Origin of the sequence: Hymenobacter sp. (genome assembly GCF_036388155.1) — a bacterium.
Taxonomy (GTDB): Bacteria; Bacteroidota; Bacteroidia; order Cytophagales; family Hymenobacteraceae; genus Hymenobacter.
Genome location: NZ_DASVSI010000052.1, coordinates 1 through 22,651 on the forward strand (window position 1 = coordinate 1; position 22,651 = coordinate 22,651).

A 22,651-nucleotide genomic window follows, 5' to 3' on the forward strand; every position below is an offset into this window, starting at 1 on the left:
CATGGGGGAAAAGCGGTCGGTCAGCAATTTCCTGCGCATTCACCGCTCCTTCATCGTGGCCCTGGACAAGATTCGGACCTACAGCGCCCGCCACATCGAAATTGCCCAGCAAGAGCTGCCCATCGGCCCGCTGTTCCGCCCGCGAGTGGAGGAGGTGCTGGCCGCAGGACCGGTTTAGCTTTAGCCAGAGGCAGCTTGTTGGCCAGAACTATGTCCACCCTTACAGCATCCCCTCATCGGCGAAGCTGTAGTAGCCTTGGTCGGAGTAAATAAGGTGGTCGAGGATGGGCAAATCCAGGAAGTTGCCGGCTTCCTTGAGCTTTTTGGTGAGCTGGATGTCGGCGGCGCTGGGGTTGCGGTTGCCGCTGGGGTGGTTGTGCACCAGGATGATGCTGCTGGCCAACTGCTCCAGGGCTTCTTTGAAAATCATCTTCGGGTCGGCCACGGTGCCGGCCACGCCGCCGCGGCTGATGGCAGTTTTGCGCATCACCACGTTGGCGCGGTTCAGCAGAATGACCCAGAATTCTTCGTGCGGCAGGTCCATCAGGTGGGGCCGAATGAGCTGGTAGATGTCGCGCGAGCAGGTGATGGTGGTGCGCGGGGCGGCGTCGGCTTCCTTGCGGCGGCGGCCCAGCTCCAGGGCGGCCACCACCGTTATGGCCTTGGCCTCGCCGATGCCGGGGTGGCGGCAGAGCTGCTTCACGCTCTCGCGGGCCAGCGCATTCAGGTCGTTGCCCACGCCTTGTAGCATTAGTTTGGCCACGTCCACGGCCGAAAGCTTCACCGTGCCCGAACCCAGCAGGATGGCAATAAGCTCCGCATCCGAAAGGGCGGCGCGGCCCTTGGCCATGAGCTTTTCGCGCGGCCGGTCGTCTTCGGCCCAGCTCTTGATGCCGGACGCGGCCGGCGCGGCGTAGGGCGGAGCGGGGGCGGCAGGTTTGGGCAGGTGGTCGGGGGCTTCCATGAGGAGCAGGGCAGATAGCGGGTGAAAATCCGCTAAATGTAAGCGCACTGAAAAGCTTTGCCCACCGCTGGCTCCGACTAGGCTGTATAATCAGTAGGCCACTAGCCCGTCATGCTCATCTGGCGTCCGCGCAGTCGAAGCATCCCTACCGCGCAAGTAATTTGATTACTACTGCGGGCGAGATGCTTCGACTGCGCGGACGCCAGATGAGCATAGCCATTTCTTTCAAGGCTGCTGCTTAACTGCCCACACGCTCTACCCAAACAACTGGTTGAGCACACCCGCCAGCCGGATGCCGGCCTGCAGCAGGCGCTGCTCTAGCATGACGGCGTGCGCCGGGTAATAGCGGTAGTCAAAGGCCGGGTTCTGGGCGGCTTCGGCGTAGAGTGGCTCGCAAAGCTGGTACGATTCGAAGAGCCAGACGGCCGGCGCGTCTTGCTGCCACTGCCGGATTTGGGCGGGGGTGGCGTGGTCGTAGGCAGCGGCGAGCTCGGTGTAAGTTTTGCCCTGGTAGTCCAGCAGGGCGCCGTCCCAGAGGCTGTGCAGGTTCAGGTCTTTGCCCTGGAATTTCACGGCCACCTTGTTGCCGCCCGAGTCGTCGGCGTGGCCGGCGTGCATGGGCTGGTGCACGTCGCCTACTATGTGCACGATGAACTTGAGGGCAAAGAGCCGTTCCTCCTTGGTTTTGGCGGGGTCTTTCGCCTGCATCATCATTTGCAGCAGCGCCGAGTAAGCGGTGGGGCCTTTCAGGGCCGCAATGGTGTCGGCGTACTGCGCAAACGGCAGCTTGGGCGTGGTGTCGAGGTAGTGCCAGGGCGCCGTGTACTTGAAGTCGGGGTAGGAGCGGACTTCGTCGGCGTAGGTGCTGACGAGGGGCAGAATTTCGGGGCCTAGCAGCGCGGCTACGCCGCGCTTGGCTTTGGCGGTGAGGTGGTTTTCGGCGATGCGCGCCACCGTGCGGTGGCCCAGCACGCCCCAGGCCTGCGCGCCCAACGGCAATAGCAACAGTGCGGCGGCAACAAGGTGTTTGCGGAACATTGGAGGAAGAAGCAAGAAGTGAGAACAGCAATACAAAACCAAAGCCCGCGGCTCGCAACGAGCCGCGGGCCGGGCCGGAAACAAAGAAAGGCTAATTGAAAATGTAGCGCAGGCCCACCTGCATGGAGTACGTGGAGCCCAGGTTCACTGCGTCGCGGAAGGTGCTGGTCAGCAACTGCCCGGTTACGTTGTCGCGCCCGAAGCGGAAAGTAGGCCGCGTGCCCGTGGGGCCCAGCGTGGGGTTGAGGGCGTTCACGTTCTGGGGCTCCAGGAAGTTGTTGAACGTGGTTTGCTGCGCGCGGCCCCAGCTGTTGTTCAGCAGGTTGCCCACGTTGAAGATGTCCAGGCTCACTTGCAGGGTGTTGCGCTTGTCGCCGAGGTTGGCAAACACGTCCTGCAGGATTTTCACGTCGAACTGGCTGCGCCAGGGGAACGTGGCGCCGTTGCGCTCGGCGTACTTGCCCTTGCGGCTGCGCAGGTACTCGTCCTGCTCCACGAAGGCGAAGAAAGCGTCGCTCTGCTGCTGGGCCGTGAACAAGGTGGTCACGTTGGCGCCGGTGCCGGTCGTAATCGGCACGAAATTGATTTCCGTCGGATTATTCGGGATGTAAATCAGGTCCGAGTTGGCGCCGTCGCGGTTGAAGTCGGTGGAGTACAGGTAGGAGTAGCGGCCCTGGCTGGAGCCCTCGTAAAACACCGACACGGTGGTGCCCAAATGGCCCAGGTACTCGCGGCGGTACGAGAGCGTGCCAATCACGCGGTCGGGCAGGGTGTTGCCGTTGTAGCTCAGGGGCAGGTTGTTGGCGCCGTTCACCGTGGCCGTGCCCTGCCAGGCCGAGAGGGGCTGGTCGCCGCCGCCGTCGTAGAGGTTCTTGGCTTCGGTGTGGGTGTAGGCCAGCGAGGCAAACAGGCCGTTGTCGAACTGCTTGTCGAGCTTGCCGGTGATGGACCAGTAGTAGCCGCGCGAGGCGTTGTCGAGCACAATGGCGTTATAAGCGCCGATGTTGGTGCCGGCCGTGCCGTTGGCTACGGGCAGGCCGTTGGAGGTGATGGGGTTGATGAACTTATCGGTGTTGGCGGCCGGGTACAGGGCGCGGTGGTCGGGGTAGCCGCCGGCGGCGTTCAAGGCGTTGTTGATGGGCGTCACCAAGTTGGCGTTGCGAAACACCACCGCGTTAATGTCGCGGTTCACGATGCCCTCCACGGTGCCCACCACGCCAAAGGGCAGTTTGGCGTCCACGGCCAGGCTGCTTTTCCAGGTTTGCGGGAAGCGGAAATCCCGGGCCAGCGACGACGTGGTGCTCGGAATCACGGTGCCGGCCACCGGGGGCGTATCGGGCCGGTAGGCCGTGGGGTCGGGGTTGAAGGGGCCGCGCACCTGCGCGCCCGAGAACTGCTGGGTTACTTGCAGCAGGCCCGCGTCGCCGGCCTGGCTCACAATCCACACGTAGGGCACGCGGCCCGTGAAAATGCCCGTGCCGCCGCGCAGCTGCACGGTGCGGTTGCCCAGCACGTCGAAGTTGAAGCCCAGCCGCGGCGAGAACAGGAACTGATTGCTCGGCAGGTCGGCCACGTCAATTTTCTCGCCGCCTGCGAAGGTCAGCGGCGTAATCAGCGGGTGCGACTGCAGGGTGTTGGCGTAGCTGGTCAGGTCCACGCGCAGGCCGGGGGTGATGCGCAGGCGCTCCGTGATGGCAATTTCGTCCTGGACGTAGGCCGAGTACTGGCCGTACTTGAAGCTGGGAAACGACTGCGCAAAGCCCGGCGCCAGCGAGTAGGTGATGCCGAAGTCCTGCGGATTTTTGCCGCCGATGAAGTCCTCGTAGGAGTTGAACGTGTAGTAGCCGGTGCCAAAGCGCTGGAAGCCGTTCTTGGTTTCGCTCAGGTCCACTTGCGCGCCCAGGGTCACGTTGTGCCGGCCCAGGGTCCAGTTGAAGTCATCCTTAAACGAGTAGATACTCACGTCGCGCAGGTTGCCGAAGGTGAACGGCTCGTAGCCGAACGACGTGAACGGGGTGCCGTCCTTCAAAATGTCAACGAACGGAAACACGCTGCTGGTGGAGCTGCGCGGGTCGTTTTGGCGGGTGTAGGTGGCGCGCAGGGTGTTGGCCATGTTGGTGCCGAACGAGGAGTTCAGCTCGGCCGCCAGGGAGTAGAAGTTGGCTTCCTGGAAGTAGCCCGCGTTCTGGAAAAACAGCGCCGTGTTCTGCTGGCGGTTGCCGCTGCCCACCACGCCGTTCACGGTGGTGTAGGCGCCAAACGGGCTGCGCGAGGTGCTGGGGAAGGCCGGGCTCTTGCCCTCCACCTGGCTGTAGCGCACGTTGAAGCGGTGCTTGTCGGAGATGTTCCAGTCCACGCGGCCCAGGATTTTGGTGCGCGGCGCCTTGAAGCTGTAGCCCTGGTAGGGGCCGGTTTCGTAGCCGTAGGTGGTGCGCAGGTAGTTGCTGATTTGGTCGAGCTCGGCGGCCTTGGGGCGCGAAAGGTTGGTGGGGCTGCCCGGCTTGCCGTAGAGGTTCGCCTCGGTATCGGCCACGCGCTGCTGGCCGGGAGTGCGGTCTTCCTCGTTCTCAAAGTTGGCGAAGAAGAACAGCTTGTTTTTGAGGATGGGGCCGCCCAAGCGGAAGCCGTACTGGTAGAAGCGCTGGTCTTGCAGCACCACTTCCTGGTCGCCCACCTTGTTGCCGCGGTAGTTTTGGTTGCGGAAATAGCCGTAGGCCGAGCCCGAAAACTCGTTGGTGCCGGCCCGCGTCACGGCGTTGATGGCCGCGCCCACAAAGCCCGACTGGCGCACGTCGAACGGCGTCACGTTCACCGAAATTTCCTCGATGGCGTCCAGCGAGATGGGCGAGCCGCCGGCCGGCAGGTTGCCCCCGCCCCCGATGCCGAAGTTGTTGTTGAAGTCCGAGCCGTCCACGCTGAAGTAGTTCGAGCGGCTGTTGCCGCCGCCAATGCCGTTGCCGCCGCCGGCCTGGGGCGTGAGACGGGTGAAGTCGGTGAGGCTGCGCGAGATGGACGGCAGGCGCTGCAGGGCCGTCCGGTCGACGGTCGTCACGGCGCCGGTTTTGTCGGCGTTCAGCACCGAGCGCGGGTTGGCCGTCACCACCACTTCCTGCAATTCAGTGCCTTCCTCCTTGAGGGCGGCGTTGAGCACGTAGGGCTGGCCCAGCTGCAGCGTGATGCCGTTGTAGGTTTCGGCGCGGTAGCCCACGTAGCTCACCGTGACGGTGTAGGGGCCGCCCACCCGCATGTTCTGGATGGTGAAGCGGCCTTCGGGGTTGGTGGCCGTGCCGTAGCTGGTGCCGCTGGGCGTGTGCACCGCCTGCACCGTGGCCCCAATGGAGGGCTCGCCCTTGGCGTCCTTGATGATGCCCGTCATGGTGCTGCTCGTCACCTGGGCCCGGGTGCTCAGGGCCGTTAGCAGGAACACTAAAAAAATGCTTAAAAGTCGGTTCATACAGACTGAAGAAGAAATGGGGGTAAGCTTGAAAAAAGAATGGGCATGACGAGCCCTGCCGGTTAAGAAAAGCACGCGCTGATTAGGAATTATGGGTAAAAATTGGCCGTTGGGAAGGCTCTCAATTCACGGTAAGGCAATGGCCTCCCTTAGAAAGGTGCAAAGCTACCTGGACTGTATAACGGGTATGTTAACCCAGCATTAGGTTAGGTTTAAAAGCCCTTGGGTAATTGCGGCGTTTATTATCTAATTGCTGCTTTGTTTTAAAAAAAACTTGCCAAAAATTCGAATAAGTGGCTAATGGGTAAGGATTAGCAGTAGTTGTTGAAAAAATGGCAATTACTTCTGAGCCCGTACTGTTCTGGTTCGTACAGAATTGCCAAGTGCCGCGCTTCCCTAGTTTCGCCATACACGGGAAGTTTGACGCGCGAGAATTTGGCTGCGGCGCTAAAGCAAAACGCGCTTGGATGCGTTTAAACCCGGAGCCTATCTTGGCGTTATGCATCGGCGGACCGGTCCGCCTTATTTCTGATTATGCGAAATCCGATTGTGTTGTGGCTGGTGTTGGGCCTGATTGTGTTGGCCGAATGGTATGGGTACCAGGCGGTGCGCACCCTCACGCAGAACTTTTCGCCCGGGGCGCGCCGGGGCATCGCCGTGGTGTACTGGGTGGGGTCGGTGGCGGTGTGGGGCCTGGCGTTTTGGGCCGGCAGCACGCGCCAAATGGGCAATACCATCCTGAAAAGCTACCTCATGAGCCTGCCGCTGCTGCTGCTGGCGGGCAAGTTGGTCATCATGCTGCCGATGTTGTTGGAAGACGTGACCCGGCTGGGGCGCTGGGCCGTGAGCTCGGCCACACGGCCGGCCGGGGTGGAGGGCGACCCCATTCCGCGCAGCAAGTTTATCTCCATGCTGGCGCTGGGGCTGGGCGCCATTCCGTTCTTCGGCCTGTTGTGGGGCATGGTAAAGGGCGGCACCGACTACCAGGTGCGCCGCGTCACGCTGAAATTTCCCAACCTGCCGCCGGCTTTCGACGGCTTCAAGGTGATTCAGATTTCCGACCTGCACACCGGCAGCTTCAACTCCACCGAGCCGCTGCAGCGGGCCGTGGCTATGATTAATCAGCAGGGCGCCGACCTCGTGCTGATGACCGGCGACCTCGTGAACAACCGCGCCACCGAAGTTGAGCCCCACATGCCGGCCCTGGCTCAGATTAAGTCTGAGTTGCCCATCTTCTCCAGCCTCGGCAACCACGACTACGGCGACTACGTGCAATGGGGCAGCGCCGCCGAGAAGCGCGCCAACCTGGAGCGCCTGATGCAGAACCACGCCAAAATGGGCTGGACGCTACTCAACGACACCAGCCACGTTATCGAGCGTGGCGGTGACAAAATTTCGGTGCTGGGCGTACAGAATTGGAGCAGCCACGCCAACTTCCCCAAGCACGGCAACCTACCCAAAGCCCACGCTGAAAGCGGCGATGCGCCCTTCAAAATCTTGCTCTCGCACGACCCCTCGCACTGGGAGGCACAGGTGCTGAACTACCCCGACATCGACCTGACCCTGAGCGGCCACACCCACGGCATGCAGTTCGGCGTGAACCTGCCGGGCCTGAAGTGGAGCCCCGTGAGCTACGTGTACAAGCAATGGGCCGGCCTATACGAGCAGGGCCGCCAAAAGCTGTACGTGAACGTCGGATTGGGCTTTCTGGGTTACCCCGGCCGGGTGGGTTTCCTGCCGGAAATAACCCTGTTTGAGCTGCGCCGGGCGTAGCGTGCAGTCTGGCGGGGCCTCACCTGGCCCTACCAGGTACGTCCCCTCTCCCGCGGAAAGAGGAGCCGCGGCGGCGCGGACGTAGCGCGGACTTTTAGTCCGCGCGTGAACTGTATTTACGTAGGCAACTCGCGGACTAAAAGTCCGCGCTACAACTCGTCAGGTTTCCCTTTCCTAGAGAGAGGGCAGGGGTGAGGCCCCGTTGGCTGCTTTCCGCGGTGCAGCCTCCATCATAGGGTCATAGCAGTATTTGAGAAGGGAAAGAAACATCTAGCTCGGCAATGCCGTAAAGCGGCCCCAACCACTTACGGTTGTTCTTATCTCTCCCTTCTAATGAAAAATTCCCTCCTGATTCTCGCGGGCGCTGCTGCCCTTTCACTGGCTTCCTGTTCGCAGGAAAAGACCACCGACACCACCGTGGCCGCCGGCGACGGCATGACCACAACAACGACCACCACGAGCACCACCACCGGCCCCATGTCGCAGGCCGAAATTGAGTCGCGCGCCCAGCGCATCGCCGATAAAATGGTGGCTGACATGAAAATTACGGACGAGGCCACCAAGACCAAAATCCGCACGGTCTACGTGAACCGCTACAAGAAAATGAGCGACATGCGCAGCCAGTACGCCACCGACACCACCGGCATGGCCGCCGCCATGCGCCAGTCGATGGCCGAAACCGATGCCGAGTTCAAAACCGTGTTTGTGGACCCCGCCCAGTACCAGGCCTACGAAACCACCCGCACGACCTACTACGAGATGGAGGACGAGCCCATGGATGAGCCCGCCATGTCTTCGTCGGACATGAGCTCGGACGCCAGCGCCACCAGCAACGACGCGGGCATGATGGCCCCCGGCGAAGGCGGCAAAATGAAGGTGAAAGCCGACGGCGACATCAAGGTGAAGGACGCCGAAGGCAACAAAATGAAGATGGACGGCGACGACGGCACCATCAAAGCCAAGCCCGAAGACGGCGGCAAAACCAAAATCAAATAACGCTACGCAGCTTTTCGCTGCCGGCTTTTGGCCCGCACCTGCAACGGTGCGGGCCTTTTTTGTCTCTCCAATGCGTTATTTTGTTGAAGATTTGTGTTCCAGGGGTGAATGAATTTAGGTGCATTAAGTAAAGTGGCAATAAGCGGAAGCGTAGTGGGGCGCTGGGCGGTAGCGGTGCTGGCCCTTTGGTTGGGCCTGGCCGGCGCGGCCCACGCCCAGGACGCTAACCAAGTACGCGTGAGCGGCAGCGTGACCGCGGCCGACTCCCGCGAGCCCGTGCCCGGCGCTACGGTGCAGGTGCAGCGCACCCGCCGCGGCGTGGTGACCAACTCCACCGGCAACTTCGCCGTGGACGCCCTGCCCACCGACACCATCCAGTTTCGCGCCCTGGGCTTCAAGACGCAGCGGCTGCCGCTGGGCGGCACGGGCCTGTCGCAGTTCGTGGTGCGCGTTCAGCTGGTGCGCGACAGCGTGCGCCTGGGCGAGGTGCAGGTAACCAGCGACCGCGCCGACCGCGCCATCATCAACAAAGCCCTGCGCAATATCAAGCGGCCCAAGCCCCCGGTGGTGAGCGGCGTGAAGCGCCCGCCCAAGCCCAAGCCGCTGTTCGCCGTCGACTCCACGGCGCCCAAAGCGCCGGTGCCCACCATTGCCAGCCCCGTGAGCCTGCTCTACGACCAGTTCTCGCGCGAAGGCAAGCAGCGCCGCAAGATGGAAGAAATCGAAGCGCAGCAAAAGGCCGAAAAAGCCCGCAAAGCCCGGGCCCAATACAACAAAGCCTTCAAGGACAACCGCGGCTACGAGCCGTAGGGGCAAGAAGGCTTTTGAAGAATGCGCAAGCGCAAGAAAAGGACGGTCATGTCGAGCGCAGCCGAGACATCTCGCGTGCAATAGTAAACCTATCGTGCAGCCGATGCGGGCGAGATGTCTCGGCTGCGCTCGACATGACGGGCCTATTGCTAATTACTGTTCCACGATAAGCCAACCCGTTTCCTTCCTTCGCGTAAGCTCAGGGTATGAAAATTGGGTATCCCTGCGTAAACGAGGCGATGGATTGCAGCGCCGCCAACACCTTCCGGCTGGCGTCGTACTCGGAAGAGCGCCTGCTAGCGGCGGTGACGGCCAACCTGACCTGCCTGCGCCGCATGCTGGAATGGAACGTGGCCCAGGGCCTTCTTTTTTTTCGCATGGGCTCGGGCATCGTGCCCTTTGGTTCGCACGAAATCAACACCTTTCCCTGGAAAACGCACTTCGCGGCGGAGTTCCGGGCCATCGGCGACTACATCAGGGCCAACGACTTGCGGGTGAGCTTTCACCCCGACCAGTTCGTGGTGCTCAACTCGCCCAGCCCCGACATCGTGCGGCGCAGCATCGATGAGCTCATATACCAGGGCTCGATGCTCGACATCATGGGGCTCGACGGTACGGCCAAGCTGCAGATTCACGTGGGTGGGCTGTATGGCGAGCGCGAGCTGGCCATCAGCCGGTTTGCGCAGGTGCACGCCACCTTGCCCCCCGCCGTGAAAGCCCGCGTGGTGGTGGAAAACGACGACCGGCTGTTCTCGCTGCGCGACTGCCTGCACCTGAACGAGCTGACCGGCGTGCCCATCCTCTTCGACAACTTCCACCACGAGTGCCTCAACCACGGCGAGCCCATGCACGAGGCCCTGCGACTGGCCGCGGCCACCTGGCACCCCACCCGCGACGGCGTGCCCATGATGGACTACAGCTCGCAGGCCTTGGGCGAGCGCAAAGGCAAGCACACCGACGACCTGGTGGACGACCTGTTCCGCGAGTTTCTCACCAATCTGCACGGGCTCGACATGGACCTGATGCTGGAAATAAAAAACAAAGAAGCCAGCGCCCTGCGCGCCGTGGCCATCCTGCGCGAGCTGGGCCTGAGCGCGCCGGCGCCCAACATGCCCAGCCCGCCCCTCACCCTGCCGCCCGACCCCAACGCGCCGCCCAAAGCCAAGCGCGCCAAAAAGGAGGTTAGCAGTTAATGGTTTGTAGTTGGTGGTTGCTAGTTGTCAGAACTGCGACCAATAATCAGCAACTAACGACTAAAAACCAACAACGGACAACTAGCAACGAACAACCAACAACTAAAACCAAATGCCTTCCGACCACCTTCACGCCACCGTCAGCGCCCTTAAGAACGGCCTCACCAGCCTGCCCTTGGGCTCGGCCATGGACAACACCGAAACCTGGCAGCAACAATTTTTGCAGAGCGGCGACCCCAGCCTGCAGGACATTGGCCGCGAAATTGGCAATTTGCAGTCGTTGCTCACCAGCGGCGTGCTCAGCCCCCGGGCCATTGGCGATTCTCTTGGTATTTTGGCTGCCCAAACCGGTCAACTCGGCTTGAAGGCAACCGAAGACGTCAAGAAGCCGTTACAAGAGCTAGCGGACTTGCTGCGCCGTCACAGCGCCGACTTGCTAGCCCACGCCAACAAGACCAAAAAATAACCCTTTCTGAGCCGAAAACAAACGACAAAAAGCCCCGCCCAGGTATTCTGGGCGGGGCTTTTTGGTGGGCAAAAGCGCGGGGCGCTACTGGTTCGGAACGTTGCTGCTGCGGCTGCGGCGCGAGCGGCTGGGCACCACGTCCGTGGACTGGCGCGGGCGATTGTCGCGGATGAGGGGCTGCTCGCGCACGTCGGGCACGGCCGTGGGCGAGAGTTCGGGCGTGCCGGCGGGGATGAAGCCTTCGTTGAGCTGGCGGCTGGGCTGCGCGTCGCGGTTGGTGGGCGTGCGCTGCATTTCCGGCGGCCCCTGAATGGTGCTTTGGTTGAGGGCCGGGTTCACGGGCGGAATGGTGGTTTGGCCTTGGCTGCCACCGCGCACAGGAGCCGAAGGGTCGAAGGGAATGGTTTGGGCTTGGGCAGCGGCTGCGCAAAGCAGCAGCGCCAGCAGGAAGGGCGTTTTCATGGCAGCAGCGGTAGGCGGAAAGGGAAAAAACAAAAAACCGGCTGCTTCAAACGAAACAGCCGGTTTCAATGTGCTTACGGCGCTGAGCCGCAAAATGTTACTAGCGAGGCGTGGTGCTCGAGCCGCTGGTGGAGCGGGTAGATTTCGTGGTCTTGGACTTTTTGGTGTTGGTCCGGCTGCCCGACGTGCTGCTGCCCGAAGTCGAGCCGCTGGTCGAGCTCATCGAGCCGCTGCCCGAAGTGGTGCCGCTGGTGCTGCCCATCGAGCCCGACGTGGTGCCCGTGGAACCGCTCGTGCTGGTGCCCGACGTGGTGCCCATGCTGCCGCTGGTGCTGGTGCCCGAGGTAGTCCCCATCGTGCCGCTGGTGCTGGCGCCGCTGGTTGTGCCCATGGTACCGCTGGTGCTGGCGCCACTGGTGCTGGTGCCGCTGGTCGTGCCCATGCTGCCCGAAGTCGTACCCATGCTGCCGCTGGTGCTGCCCGAGGTGGTGCCCATCGAACCGCTGGTGCTGGTGCCCGATGTGGTAGCGCGGGTACCGCTGGTGGTGCCACTAGTGCTACCGCTGGTGGTACCAGCTGTACTTCCTGTGCCAGATGTGCTGCCCGAAGTAGTTTGAGCAGATACGGCGGCCGTGCTGAGGCCCATAGCAAGCAAGGTGGCAACAAGAATTTTGGTGATTTTCATGGCTGTGTTAATTGAAAATGTGGAAAGGAAGGAGGCAGTAGAAAGGCAGCAGCGTGTGCTGCGCCGCGTTGGCTAATACGGGCAATCAGTGTCGGGTGGTTACAAAAAGCCCGAATTATTATCAATCATAATGCTTTTAAGCTCAACATTTTATCCAGTAATAACTGCTAGATATAATATTGTGTTTGTTCGGTGTTTACTGACCTTAGAGCCTGCCGTTGCAATAAAAAATTCCACCTTCCTGTAACCTTTGAAAGTTGGCGCGGTGTCCACAGTCAAATACCACCAACCTGCCCTATTTCTGACTTGGACTCGCTTACCGACAACGCGTTGATGCTAAAGGTGAAGTCCGGCGACGTGGACCGGATGGGGCTGCTCTTCGAGCGCTACCACCGCCAGCTGTTCGGCTTTCTCTACCACATGCTGGGCCGCGCCGACACCAGCGAGGACCTCGTGCAGAACGTGTTCTACCGCATGCTGAAATACCGCCACACCTTCACCGGCGAGGGCGAGTTCCGCACCTGGATGTACCACCTGGCCCGCAACGTGCTGGCCGACCACGTGAAGAAAAACCGCCACGACCGGCACCACACCGACGTAGCCGACATGGCCGAGCACATCGGCGGCGGCAGCCGCGCCGACGAGAGCTTGGAACGCGACCAAGAAGCGGCCCAGCTGCACCAAGCGCTGGCCCGCCTCAGTCCCGAACACCGCGAAGTGCTGGTGCTGAGCCGGTTTCAGGAGATGAAGTACGGCGAAATAGCCCGGGTGCTGAACACCACCGAGGGCGCCGTGAAAGTGCGCGTGCACCGCGCCATGAACGAGTTGAAAGCAACCTTCCTACGCATTGAAAATTAATTGATTATAGCTATGAACTGTGAACAGACAAAAGACCAATTGGTCGACTACCTGAGCAGCCAACTGTCGGCTACCGAGCAAGCCGCTCTGCAAGCCCACCTGGCCAGCTGCGCCGACTGCCGCGAGGAGCTGCAGGCCGTGCAAGGCGTGTGGCAAACGCTGGGCAAAGTGCGCCCGCCGGAGCCGAGCGAGCATATCCGGCCCGATTTCTACGCCATGCTGGCCACCTTCAAAGAATCGGTGGACACGGCGCCCGACTACTCGCTGCGAGGCCTGTGGCAGCGCTGGCTGGCCTTCGAATTCCCGCAGCCCTTCCTGCGGCTGGTGTACAGCCTGTGCCTGGTGGGCGTGGGGGTAATTGGGGGCTACTGGCTGCACCGCCAGGGCGGCACCGCCGGCGCCGACCAGCAACAGATTGCCGCGCTGGCCACCCAGGTGAGCGAAATGCGGCAAGCCATGATGCTGGCTCTCATTGAAAACCCCTCAGCCTCGGAGCGGCTGCGCGCCGTGAGCTACACCAAGGACCTGAACGGCGCCGACGCCCGCGTGGTGGAAGCCCTGCTGAGCACCCTCAACCAAGACCCCAACGTGAACGTGCGCCTGGCCACCCTCGAAGCCCTGACGCCGCTGGGCCAGGACCCCGCCGTGCGCCTGGGGCTAATAAAAGCCCTCAAAAACCAAGACTCGCCGCTGGTGCAAACGGCCCTGGCCGACGCCATGGTGCAGCTGCAGGTGCACCGCTCGGTGAAGCCGCTGCGCGAGCTGCTGAAGCAGGATAACCTCGACCAATCGGTGAAGAGCAAAATCGAAGAAAGCATTCAAACCTTATCAACCGGCCGGCCCGCCGAGCCCAAAACTCCCCAACGCCATGACCAGACTCAACTTACGCCTCAGCGCGCTGCTATTGCTACTGTCTAGCGGCGCGGCGTGGGCCCAGAGCAAAGAGGCGACCGAGAAAATCAACCGCGAATTCACGGTGTCGGGCGACGCCGGGCGCACGGTGCTGGCGCTCTACAACATCCACGGCTCGGTGTCGGTGCAGGGCTACGCTGGCAACAAGGTGGTAATAGAAGCCACCAAAACCATCCGGGCCGACGACGCCAAAACCCTGGAAGTGGGCAAGGCGGAAGCGCAACTCGGCTTCCTGCAGCGCAACGACAGCGTGCTGGTGTACATGGCCGCTCCCTACGACTCGCGGCCCCGCAACAACAATGGCCGCAACTGGGACCACAAGGAAATCGACTACCGCTACGCGTTCGACTACGTGGTGAAAGTGCCCTACGCCCTCAACCTGCGCGTGTCGACCGTGAACAAGGGCAAGATTGAAGTGCAGGACGTGACCGGCCAGCTAAACGTGACCAACGTGAACGGCGCAGTTGTCCTCAACAACATCAAAGGCACCACCAAGGCCCACACCGTGAACGGCAACGTGGAAGCCACCTACGCCAGCAGCCCTCCCGGCGCGTCGTCGTACCACACCATCAACGGCCAAATCAAGGTGAAGTACCCGGCCAGCATCGACGCCGACATGCACTTCAAGAGCATGAACGGCCAATTCTACACCGATTTCCCCAACCCCGAAGTGCTGCCGGTAAAAGTCACCAAAAACCAGGAAGGCCGCGGCGGCGGCACCGTCTACAAGCTCAGCAAGGACGCCGCCGTGCGCTTGGGCAAAGGCGGCACCGACCTGCGCTTCGAAACCCTAAACGGCAACGTGTTTGTCAGCAAAAAATAACCACCCCCGTTCCCTCCCCTTAATACTTATCCTCCCCCTCGATACTGATGAATTCTCTCCTTACCAAGGCCCTCGCGCAGGTTGCGCGTCCGGCCAGCCTCGCCCTGCTCTTTTTGGTGGGCGCGGCCCTGCCCAGCGCAGCGCAAGAAGCCTCCAAAGAACAGCTCACCGTGGCCCTTACTTCGCCCAACAAACCCGGCACCCTGGAAGTGGGCTTGGTAAACGGCTTCATCCACGTGACGGGCTACAACGGCAAAACCGTGGTGATTGACGCCTCCACCCGGGCCACCACCAGCCGCCGCAGCCAGCCGGTCGAAACCAGTGGAATGAAGCGCCTCTCGGCCGGCAACAACCTCAACCTGACGGTGGAGGAGAAGAACAACAACGTGGATATCTCCACCGAGTCGCACGCCCGCCCCGTGGACCTGACCATCAAGGTGCCGCAGAACTTCTCGCTCAAAATCAGCACCGTTAACAACGGCAACATCACGGTCGAAAACGTGTCGGGTGAGCTGGAAGTGACCAACGTGAACGGGTCCATCACCCTCAAAGACGTGTCGGGCTCGGCCGTGGCCAGCACCGTAAACGGCAACCTGGTGGCCAACTTCAACAGAGTGACGACCGGCGCACCCATGGCCTTTTCCACCCTCAACGGCAAAGTGGACGTGACTTTCCCCAGCAACGTGAAAACCGCCCTCAAAATGAAAACCGACCGGGGCGAAATATACAGTGACTTCGACGTGGCCGTGGAAAAAACTTCCCCTAAAGTGAGCCGCACCAACGACAATGGCATGACCCGCATCAGCACCGACGACTGGACCTACGGCAAAGTGAACGGCGGCGGCGCCGAGGTCATGATGAAGACCTTTAACGGCAGCATCTACCTCCGCAAAGCCAAGTAGACCTGCGAGGCAAGCCGCCGCACGAGAACTACCTTTCCCACATGACTACCACCTCTTTTTCCGCAATCACCTGCCTTCTCGCTTTCCTGATGCAGCTGCCCGCCGTGGGGCAGTTGCGTCCGAGCACCGCCGCAGCCACCACCCCAGCGCAGCTGGCTGCGGCGGTACAGCGAATTGGCAACGCCTTCATCCAGCAGCCTTCGCGGGTGGGGCTGTCGGTGGGCATCATCAAAAACGGCCAAACCCAGTTTTACAACTTCGGCACCACGGAGAAGGGTAAAAGCTTAACACCCACCAAAAACACGGTGTACGAAATTGGCTCAATCAGCAAAACCTTTGGGAGCCTGCTGCTGGCCAAAGCCGTGGTGGAAAAGCGGGTGAAGCTGACCGACGACGTGCGGCAATACCTGAGTGGCAACTATCCCAATTTGGTGTTTGAAGGCAAGCCCATTCAGCTGCTGCACCTGGCCAATACGACTTCGGGTTTGCCCGATAATTTGCCCGACCGCTCGGCGGCTTACCAGCGGCGGGCCAAGCCCGATTCCATCCCGTTTCTAATGGCGGAATCGATGAAGAGTTACACTAAGGAGAACTTCTTAGCGGACCTTCGCCAAGTGAAGCTGGAAGCGGCCCCCGGCCTCACGGCCCGGCACTCCAACGCCGCAGCCCAACTGCTGGGCTACGTGCTGGAGAACGTGTATAAGCGGCCTTACCCGGAGCTGGTGGCCGAATACATCAACAAGCCGCTGCAGCTAAAGGGAGCCACCGACGGGCCGCTGCCCGTGGGCTACAACGAGCGCGGCACGCCCATGCCGGACTTCCGGGTGGCCACGATGTACGCCTCGGGCGGCCTGCAGTACAGCGCGGCCGATATGACCAGGTACCTGCAGTACCAACTCAACGAAGCCGATGCCGCCGTGGCCCTGAGCCACCGCCCCGCCTTTGGCCAGCCTGAAGATGCCGTGGGACTAAACTGGGTGCTTTCCAAAACCGTGGACAGCAAGCGCTTGGTGGACCACACCGGTGGCACCTTCGGCTTCGCCAGCTACTGCGCCCTGTACCCCGAGCTGAAATTCGGCATCGTACTACTCTCTAATGAGTCGGACCCCGGCACCCAAAGCAGCCTGCGTGCAATGGCCGAGGAAGTGCTGGAAGCCGCATACGGCACGTCACCGGCGCTGGCCGCCCTGCAGGCCGAACTGCTGCGCCGCAATTACGCACTAGCCCCGGAAGCGGTGGCCAAAGTCAAAAAGCAGCACCCCGAGCTGCTCCTGACCGAAGAGTACGTGAACATCTGGGGCTACGAGCTGGCCCGCGGGGGCAAGCCCAAGCAAGCGTTGGAAATCTTCAAATTGAACGTAAGCATGTACCCCAAAGCCTGGAATGTTTACGACAGCTTGGGCGAAACCTACGAGCTGTTGGGCGACCGTACGCTGGCCATTAAGAACTATAAACAGTCCTTGGCGCTCAATCCGAACAACACCGGCGCCGTAGATTATTTGAAAAAAGTAGGCTCGCCCGCCAAGTAGAAAGGCTAGGTTGTCGCTGTCGTTGTAGCGCCAAAAGGCCCGTCGTGCTGAGCACAACGGGCCTTTTGGCGCGGTTTCACCGGTCCCGGTCCGACGCCCTAGGCGTCCGACCGGCTGAAGGTCGGCCGAACTCGGCAGGGCGTAGCGGGTTGGCGACACCCGGTCGGACGCCTAGGGCGTCGGACCGGTGAAACCGCTCTAACATGGTGCCGTTTGGCACTCAAGTCAAACCCGACCTACCGCAGTACCAAGCGGCTGGTGGCGCCATCGGCGGCGCGCAGCAGGTACAGGCCCGCGGGCAGGCCGCGCACATCGAGTTCGGCAGTGGCAATGGGCAGCTGGCGCACCGTGCGGCCCATGCCATCGAGCAGGGCGCCAGCCACCGGGCGGCTCAGGCGCACAGCTGTGCTGGGCGAGGCGGGGTTGGGGTAGCACTGTAGGGCCGTAGGGCCGGTAGTGCCGGGCCGGTTAGCCGTTACCACGCCGCGCAGGCCAATCTGATACACGGCCACCGTGCTGCTGATTTCGTTGGCCAGAATGAGCAGGGGCAGGCCCGTGGGGCTATTGCCACCCGACACAAACACGAGGCCTTCGGGGCCCTGGTCGCCGGTGCCGGCCGTGAGGCTGCGGTTGTTGATGTACTGCACCAGGCGCGGGTTGGCGGGGTCGTTCACGTTCATAATCAGTACGCCGCCCTGGCGCTCCAGGCTGATGAAGGCGTAAGTGGTGTCGCGAATTACGCCGATGGTGGCGCCTTCGGGCTCGGGGCCTTTGTCGTCGGAGCGGTTCTTGCGCGTGGGCGCTTCGTTGGCGCTGTTGCTGGCGTTGAAGATGCTGCCAAACGTGGGGTCGGTGCTGGTGAGGCGCTCCAGCAGGTCGCCGCTGTCGTGCACCAGCGCGCCGGTGGTGGCGTTGAGAATGCTGAACGAGCGGCCGCCAAAGGCATAAATCTGGTCGAAGTCGCCGTCGCCGTCGGTGTCGCCCAGCTTGTTGGTCACGTTCAGGCGGCCCAGGGCGCGGTTGTTTTTGAGCAATGCAGCTTGCGGAAAAGCCGTGGGGTCCAACACGTAAGTCGCATTGCCGAGGCGCACGGGTTCTACAAGGGCTGCGGGGCCGCCTTGAGGCTGGTATTCGCGAGCGTCCCCCTCGTTGGCCGTGAGGATGTAGCGACCGCCGCCCAACGTGGCAGGCAGCTCGAAAGTAGCAATTGCGTCGGGCTGGCGCATGCCGCGCACCGGCCAGTTGGCCATGAGCACATCAGCGGCCTGGTCGGAGGCATCGAAGCTGAAGCCCGACTGGCTGTGGTCCTGGTAGCCGATGGGGCGCAGGGCCGTAAATTGCAGCGTGGTCAAGTCCAGCGTGGCCATGGCGTTGTTCTCCTGCAAGGCGATGTAAGCCGTGCGCGAATCAGCCGATACCGTCACGTACTCCGGCTCTAAATCCTGCGCCACAGAACTGGCCGGGCCTGCCGGCGGGCCACCGTAGATGCGGATACCGGCCGTGCGCAGCGCCGCGGCTTGGCTGTTGTAGCTGCTGAAGTCCACGGTGGTCACGTTGGCCTGCGTCAGGGCGGCTATGCCGCCGCTCACGTCCACTACTGTCACCGAGCCCACAGGGTCGTTGGTGTAAGTCGCGTTGGGCTCGCCTTCGTTGGCGGTGATGACGTAGCGGCCGTCGGGCGAGAACGTGACCATATCGGGCAGCGCGCCGGCCGTCACTTGCTTGATAAATGTGCCGGCCTGGTCAAAAAATACGATTTTGCCGATGTCCTGTGTGGTTGCACCTTCCACGGCGCAAGCCACCAGCCCGTTGCGCACCGCCACCGAGTTGATGTTGCCGTAGGGCGTCATGTTAATCGACGCTACCGGAGTAATGCTGCCCGGTGTGGCGAAGTTGAGAATGTCCAGCTTGCCGCCTATCGAATTGGCCACGTACAGCCGCTGCGTGCTGGGGTCGTGGGCTACAATTTCGGCCGAATTGAGTTGCACAGGCTCTGCAGGCGCGGGCGGGAAAGAGAAAGCCGTGCCGTTCTGGTAGCTGCCCAGCAGGTTTAGGCGCAGGTTGCCGGCGCGCTCTGGCGCTTGAGTATCGTTGTCTTTGATGAACACCAGAAACTCCGTGGCACCCGCCGTGAGCGTAGCATTGGTCGGGCTCTGCAGGCGCACTGAGAAGTACTCGGCGGGCTCGGCCGTGGCGTCGTCAGCAATGGGCAGGGTGAGCGTGGCGGTGGTGCTGCCGGGCGCGAAGGTGATGGTTTGGGTGCTGGCAAACGTGAAGTCAGTGCCAGCCGTGGCCGTACCCAGCGGCGCCACAATGGCTTGCACGGTGCTGGCCGTGGCGTTGGCGTTGCGGATGCTGAGCGGGAGTGCCACGGTGCCGGCGTTTTCGGCCACAATGAGCGGCGTGGCGCTGCCGGTGAAGCCCAGGTCGGGAGTAGTCACGGTGCCCTGGCCAAGGCTCACTTCGTCGAAAGCCACCCAGTCGTCGTTGCCGTTTTGGCGCACGGCCAGGCGTAAGCGGGCGTGGGTGCTGCCCGCGGGCACGGCCACCGTCACAGTGGTCCAGGCCGCAGTGTTTTTGTTGAGCTGCGTGTAGAGGCGCGGTACGGGCCAGGTGGTGCCGTTGTCGAACTGCACCACGTAGGCCAGCGAGTCGGGGTTGTCGAACGCGGTGCAGTTGTACTTGAAGCTAACCGTGTTGGCTGCCGCCGCACCGGCCTGAATGGCCACGGGCGCAAAGTCCAAGTAATGCCAAATGCTGGCATTGTTGGTAAGCGGGCCTTCCAGGTCGCGCCCGCCCCATAGGTTGGCACCGGCTGAAGGCACGGTGGCAGTGGCGCCGGCCGTGCCAATGGTGGTCAGCACCGCCCACTGGTCGTTGTCAGCCACATTGTTATAGGTGGCGGGCGTGGACGTGTAGGTCCAGGTGTCGGCGGCGCTGCTTTCGAAGCCCTGGGCGACGGTTTGGGCGTGGGCAGTGGTGCCGGCGGCGCTCATAGCCAGCGTCAGGGCAACGGAAAGACGGGAAAAGTAAAGGTGTGTGGGCATGGAGGGCGGCTAAATGAAAAGTGTTTCAAAACTATTAGCAACCCATTACCTCAACATTACAAGCATGTTACCGAATTGAATAGGGCCTCAGTTCAAGGCCGTTAGAATTTTTTTTCGGGCCTTTGTAACGAATGGGCAATGTCCCGGTACTCCTTCCAACTCACCCCCTAATCCCCACCCGTGACCATCACGAGTACCAGCGACGAAGAACTGATGGCGGCAGTGAAGGCCGATGACCTCGACCAGCTCGTGCCCTTGTTCGAGCGCTACCACGGGCCCTTGTTCAACTACCTCACCCGCCTCACCAACGACCGCGAAACCAGCGAAGACCTCACCCAAACCGTGTTCGAACGCATCCTTAAATACCGCAACAGCTACCAGCCCACTCAGCCCTTCAAGGCCTGGGTGTACCAGATGGCCCGCAACGTGCACGCCGACTACTGGCAGCGCAAGGAAAAGATGCGCGCTGCCGACCTGGAAGAAGTCGAGAAAAACGGCGGCCTCCGCAGTGCGGCTTTCTCCCAAATGCGCGTCAGCAGCCACCACGACGACTTGCACGAAGCCCTGGCCCTGCTGCCCACCCCGCAGCGCGAAATCCTGGTACTGAACCGCTTCCAGGGCTTTGGCTACGAGGAAATAGGGAAGCTGCTGGGCTGCACCGCCGAAGCCGCCCGCGTAAAAGCCCATCGCGCCCTGCAAGCGCTGCGCAAAATCTATTTCGCCAATTGAATTTAGTTGTTAGTTGCTGGTTGTCAGTTGTTAGGAATTAAATACGAAACAACTGATTGCCATCAAAAAAATTAAGAAACCAACAACTGACAACTAATAACTGACAACTAAAATGAAACCCGAACTTTCTGCCTGTCACGAGTTGGAAGCGCTGTTGCCGGCCTACGTCGAGCACAGCCTGCCCGCCGCCGAGGCCGACCGCGTGGCCGCCCACCTGGCCACCTGCCCCACCTGCCAGTTGCAAGTAACCCAGCTTCGCGCCCTGACCGACGACCTCGACGCGGCCCTGCCCGAAGTGCCCCGCACCGCCCTGCGCGCCAACTTCATGGCCATGCTGGAGCAGCAAAAGCAACTGCTAAAACCCGAAGCCCCAGTGGCCGCCGCTCCCGCCCCCACCGAAGCCAAAGTGGTGTCGATGTGGTCGTCCTCGGCCACGAGCAACTGGATGCGCATTGCCGCCAGCATTGTGCTCATTGCGTCGGGAGTGTTCCTGGGCCGCAACCTGCACTGGGGCACTCAGGATGCCCAGGGCGTGGCCGCCGCCGGCAAACCGGCCCAGCAAGAGCTGGTGCAGTCCATGCGCGGCGCCTCGGCCAGCGACCGGATTGAGCTGGTGACCAACACCAGCAAGGCGTCGGAGCCCGGCGACCCCACGGTGCAAGTGCTGCTCAACACGCTCAACTTCGACGCTAACCCCAACGTGCGGCTGGCCGCTTGCGAGGCCCTGTACCGCCTCCGCGACGACCCCCGGGTGCGCGAGGGCCTGGCCAACTCGCTCGCCATCCAAACCGACCCCAACGTGCAAATCACCCTCATTGACATGGTTGTGTCGATGCGTGTGCGCCGGGCCGTGCCGCAGCTCGAACGCCTCTCCAAACGCCGCGACGCCCTGCCCGTGGTGCGCGCTCAGGCCGAGGCCGGCATTGGCAAACTGATTTAAAAACCCGCAAAAATGGCCGTCATGCAGCGCGCAGCGAAGCATCTCGCCCGCCACCACTAATTAGTCTGAGCACGCGAGATGCTTCGCTGCGCGCTGCATGACGGCTTAGTGTTTCACATCACCCCATTTTCTCCACCCTCTTCTCATCTTTTTTCTGCACGCGGCGCCGGCTTCCGGCGCCGCGCTAAGGCCTCACCTGCTCAATTTTTTCCTCTTATGAATAAGCTCATTTATCTCGCCTTGGTCGGCCTGCTGGCCACCCAAACTGCTAACGCTCAAGAATACAGAACCAAGCTCGGCAAAGACCGCAAAGTCATCATCGACATGCAAGGCAGCGACGTGGTGGTGGAAGGTGCCGACGGCAACGACCTCGTGATTAAAGGCAACGGCTACGAAGAAGCCCCCGCCCGTGCCCAGGGCCTGCGCCCCATCTACAATTCGGCCGTTGACAACACCAAAATCGGCCTCGCCGTGACGCAGACCGACAACGCGGTGCGCATCGCCCGGGCCTCGCGCAAAGACGCCAACTACGTGATTCAGGTGCCGCGTGGCTCGGCCGTGCAGTACAACCAAACCAACTGGAACGGCGGCGACGTGCAGGTGCGCGACGTGAGCGGGGACCTGGAAATCAACGTGAAAAACGGCGACATCAAGCTCACCAACGTGACCGGTCCCGTGGTGGCCAACACCGTGAGCGGCGACATTCAGGTGCGGTTTGCGCCGATGCGCCAGGGGCCCAGCTCCATCTCGACCGTGAGCGGCGACGTGGACGTGAGCATGCCCGCCAACTCCAAGTCCACACTGCGGCTGCGCTCGGTGTCGGGCGAAGTCTACACGGACTTCGACCTGAAGATGGGCAAAGACGACAACTCCATGCGCCAAATCGGCGGGCAGGTGGTGGACGGGACTGTGAACGGCGGTGGCAACGCCGTGTCGCTCAAGACGGTAAGCGGCGACATTTTCGTCCGCAAAGCCAAGTAAGCCAACTTCCTGCTAAGCTAGAAGCCCGTCATGCAGCGCGCCGCGAAGCATCTCGCCCGCCACCTCTAACCAAGAGTTACTACCCCGAG

Annotated in this window: 20 protein-coding genes; 15 read left to right on the forward strand and 5 right to left on the reverse strand. The window is 61.8% G+C overall.

Annotation, left to right across the window (positions count from 1 at the left end; translation table 11 throughout):
- Position 1 precedes the first annotated feature (1 nt).
- Positions 2–178 carry a LytTR family transcriptional regulator DNA-binding domain-containing protein gene (locus tag VF629_RS07505; protein WP_331057865.1) on the forward strand — a complete coding sequence of 59 codons (177 nt, stop codon included), beginning with the start codon at positions 2–4 and terminating at the stop codon, positions 176–178.
- A 42-nt stretch (positions 179–220) separates the two neighbouring features.
- Here the strand turns inward: VF629_RS07505 and radC are convergent, their stop codons facing one another.
- The 3 genes from radC to VF629_RS07520 form a co-directional block, all read right to left on the reverse strand.
- Positions 221–964 (reverse strand): RadC family protein, encoded by a 744-nt coding sequence (radC, locus tag VF629_RS07510; RefSeq protein WP_331057847.1) that lies wholly within the window; start codon positions 962–964, stop codon positions 221–223.
- A gap of 255 nt (positions 965–1,219) precedes the next feature.
- Positions 1,220–2,002 (reverse strand): S1/P1 nuclease, encoded by a 783-nt coding sequence (locus tag VF629_RS07515; protein ID WP_331057848.1) that lies wholly within the window; start codon positions 2,000–2,002, stop codon positions 1,220–1,222.
- Positions 2,003–2,093: 91 nt separating this feature from the next.
- Entirely contained in the window at positions 2,094–5,456 is a 3,363-nt protein-coding gene (locus tag VF629_RS07520; RefSeq protein ID WP_331057849.1) for a TonB-dependent receptor, read from the reverse strand.
- A 534-nt stretch (positions 5,457–5,990) separates the two neighbouring features.
- Between VF629_RS07520 and VF629_RS07525 the strand changes: the two genes are divergently transcribed.
- The 5 genes from VF629_RS07525 (at position 5,991) to VF629_RS07545 (ending at position 10,694) form a co-directional block, all read left to right on the forward strand.
- Positions 5,991–7,229: a metallophosphoesterase gene (locus tag VF629_RS07525; RefSeq protein WP_331057850.1), complete on the forward strand. Its 1,239-nt coding sequence runs from the start codon at positions 5,991–5,993 to the stop codon at positions 7,227–7,229.
- 333 nt (positions 7,230–7,562) lie between these two features.
- A complete protein-coding gene (locus tag VF629_RS07530) occupies positions 7,563–8,225 on the forward strand; it encodes a hypothetical protein (protein ID WP_331057851.1) in 663 nt (220 codons plus the stop codon).
- Positions 8,226–8,357: 132 nt separating this feature from the next.
- Positions 8,358–9,035 carry a carboxypeptidase-like regulatory domain-containing protein gene (locus VF629_RS07535; RefSeq protein ID WP_331057852.1) on the forward strand — a complete coding sequence of 226 codons (678 nt, stop codon included), beginning with the start codon at positions 8,358–8,360 and terminating at the stop codon, positions 9,033–9,035.
- A gap of 206 nt (positions 9,036–9,241) precedes the next feature.
- Positions 9,242–10,228, forward strand: coding sequence for a UV DNA damage repair endonuclease UvsE (gene uvsE, locus VF629_RS07540; RefSeq protein ID WP_331057853.1), 987 nt, complete (start codon positions 9,242–9,244; stop codon positions 10,226–10,228).
- Positions 10,229–10,340: 112 nt separating this feature from the next.
- A complete protein-coding gene (locus VF629_RS07545; protein ID WP_331057854.1) occupies positions 10,341–10,694 on the forward strand; it encodes a hypothetical protein in 354 nt (117 codons plus the stop codon).
- An 84-nt stretch (positions 10,695–10,778) separates the two neighbouring features.
- Here VF629_RS07545 and VF629_RS07550 read toward each other — a convergent pair whose 3' ends face one another.
- Positions 10,779–11,156 carry a hypothetical protein gene (locus VF629_RS07550; protein ID WP_331057855.1) on the reverse strand — a complete coding sequence of 126 codons (378 nt, stop codon included), beginning with the start codon at positions 11,154–11,156 and terminating at the stop codon, positions 10,779–10,781.
- Positions 11,157–11,266: 110 nt separating this feature from the next.
- Here VF629_RS07550 and VF629_RS07555 point away from each other — a divergent pair, with 110 nt between their 5' ends.
- The 6 genes from VF629_RS07555 (at position 11,267) to VF629_RS07580 (ending at position 16,865) form a co-directional block, all read left to right on the forward strand.
- Positions 11,267–11,773, forward strand: a complete 507-nt coding sequence (locus tag VF629_RS07555) for a hypothetical protein (protein ID WP_331057856.1) — start codon at positions 11,267–11,269, stop codon at positions 11,771–11,773.
- Positions 11,774–12,174: 401 nt separating this feature from the next.
- Entirely contained in the window at positions 12,175–12,699 is a 525-nt protein-coding gene (locus VF629_RS07560; protein ID WP_331057866.1) for an RNA polymerase sigma factor, read from the forward strand.
- A 12-nt stretch (positions 12,700–12,711) separates the two neighbouring features.
- Entirely contained in the window at positions 12,712–13,617 is a 906-nt protein-coding gene (locus tag VF629_RS07565) for a HEAT repeat domain-containing protein (RefSeq protein ID WP_331057857.1), read from the forward strand.
- Positions 13,568–14,434, forward strand: a complete 867-nt coding sequence (locus VF629_RS07570) for a hypothetical protein (RefSeq protein WP_331057858.1) — start codon at positions 13,568–13,570, stop codon at positions 14,432–14,434. The genes VF629_RS07565 and VF629_RS07570 overlap by 50 nt, the downstream gene beginning before the upstream one ends.
- 47 nt (positions 14,435–14,481) lie before the next feature.
- The gene (locus VF629_RS07575; protein WP_331057859.1) at positions 14,482–15,336 is read left to right on the forward strand and encodes a DUF4097 family beta strand repeat-containing protein; all 855 of its coding nucleotides are present in this window, start codon (positions 14,482–14,484) and stop codon (positions 15,334–15,336) included.
- Between the two features lie 41 nt (positions 15,337–15,377).
- Positions 15,378–16,865, forward strand: coding sequence for a serine hydrolase (locus tag VF629_RS07580; protein ID WP_331057860.1), 1,488 nt, complete (start codon positions 15,378–15,380; stop codon positions 16,863–16,865).
- Positions 16,866–17,101: 236 nt separating this feature from the next.
- On the opposite strand, the gene VF629_RS07585 is transcribed toward VF629_RS07580, so the two are convergent.
- The gene (locus VF629_RS07585) at positions 17,102–19,912 is read right to left on the reverse strand and encodes a choice-of-anchor I family protein (RefSeq protein WP_331057861.1); all 2,811 of its coding nucleotides are present in this window, start codon (positions 19,910–19,912) and stop codon (positions 17,102–17,104) included.
- Positions 19,913–20,092: 180 nt separating this feature from the next.
- Between VF629_RS07585 and VF629_RS07590 the strand changes: the two genes are divergently transcribed.
- From VF629_RS07590 to VF629_RS07600, 3 genes are all read left to right on the forward strand, one after another.
- Positions 20,093–20,641: an RNA polymerase sigma factor gene (locus VF629_RS07590; RefSeq protein ID WP_331057862.1), complete on the forward strand. Its 549-nt coding sequence runs from the start codon at positions 20,093–20,095 to the stop codon at positions 20,639–20,641.
- Between the two features lie 112 nt (positions 20,642–20,753).
- A complete protein-coding gene (locus VF629_RS07595; RefSeq protein WP_331057863.1) occupies positions 20,754–21,581 on the forward strand; it encodes a HEAT repeat domain-containing protein in 828 nt (275 codons plus the stop codon).
- A 216-nt stretch (positions 21,582–21,797) separates the two neighbouring features.
- Complete coding sequence (locus tag VF629_RS07600; RefSeq protein WP_331057864.1) at positions 21,798–22,562, forward strand: DUF4097 family beta strand repeat-containing protein; 765 nt, start codon at positions 21,798–21,800, stop codon at positions 22,560–22,562.
- Positions 22,563–22,651 lie beyond the last annotated feature (89 nt).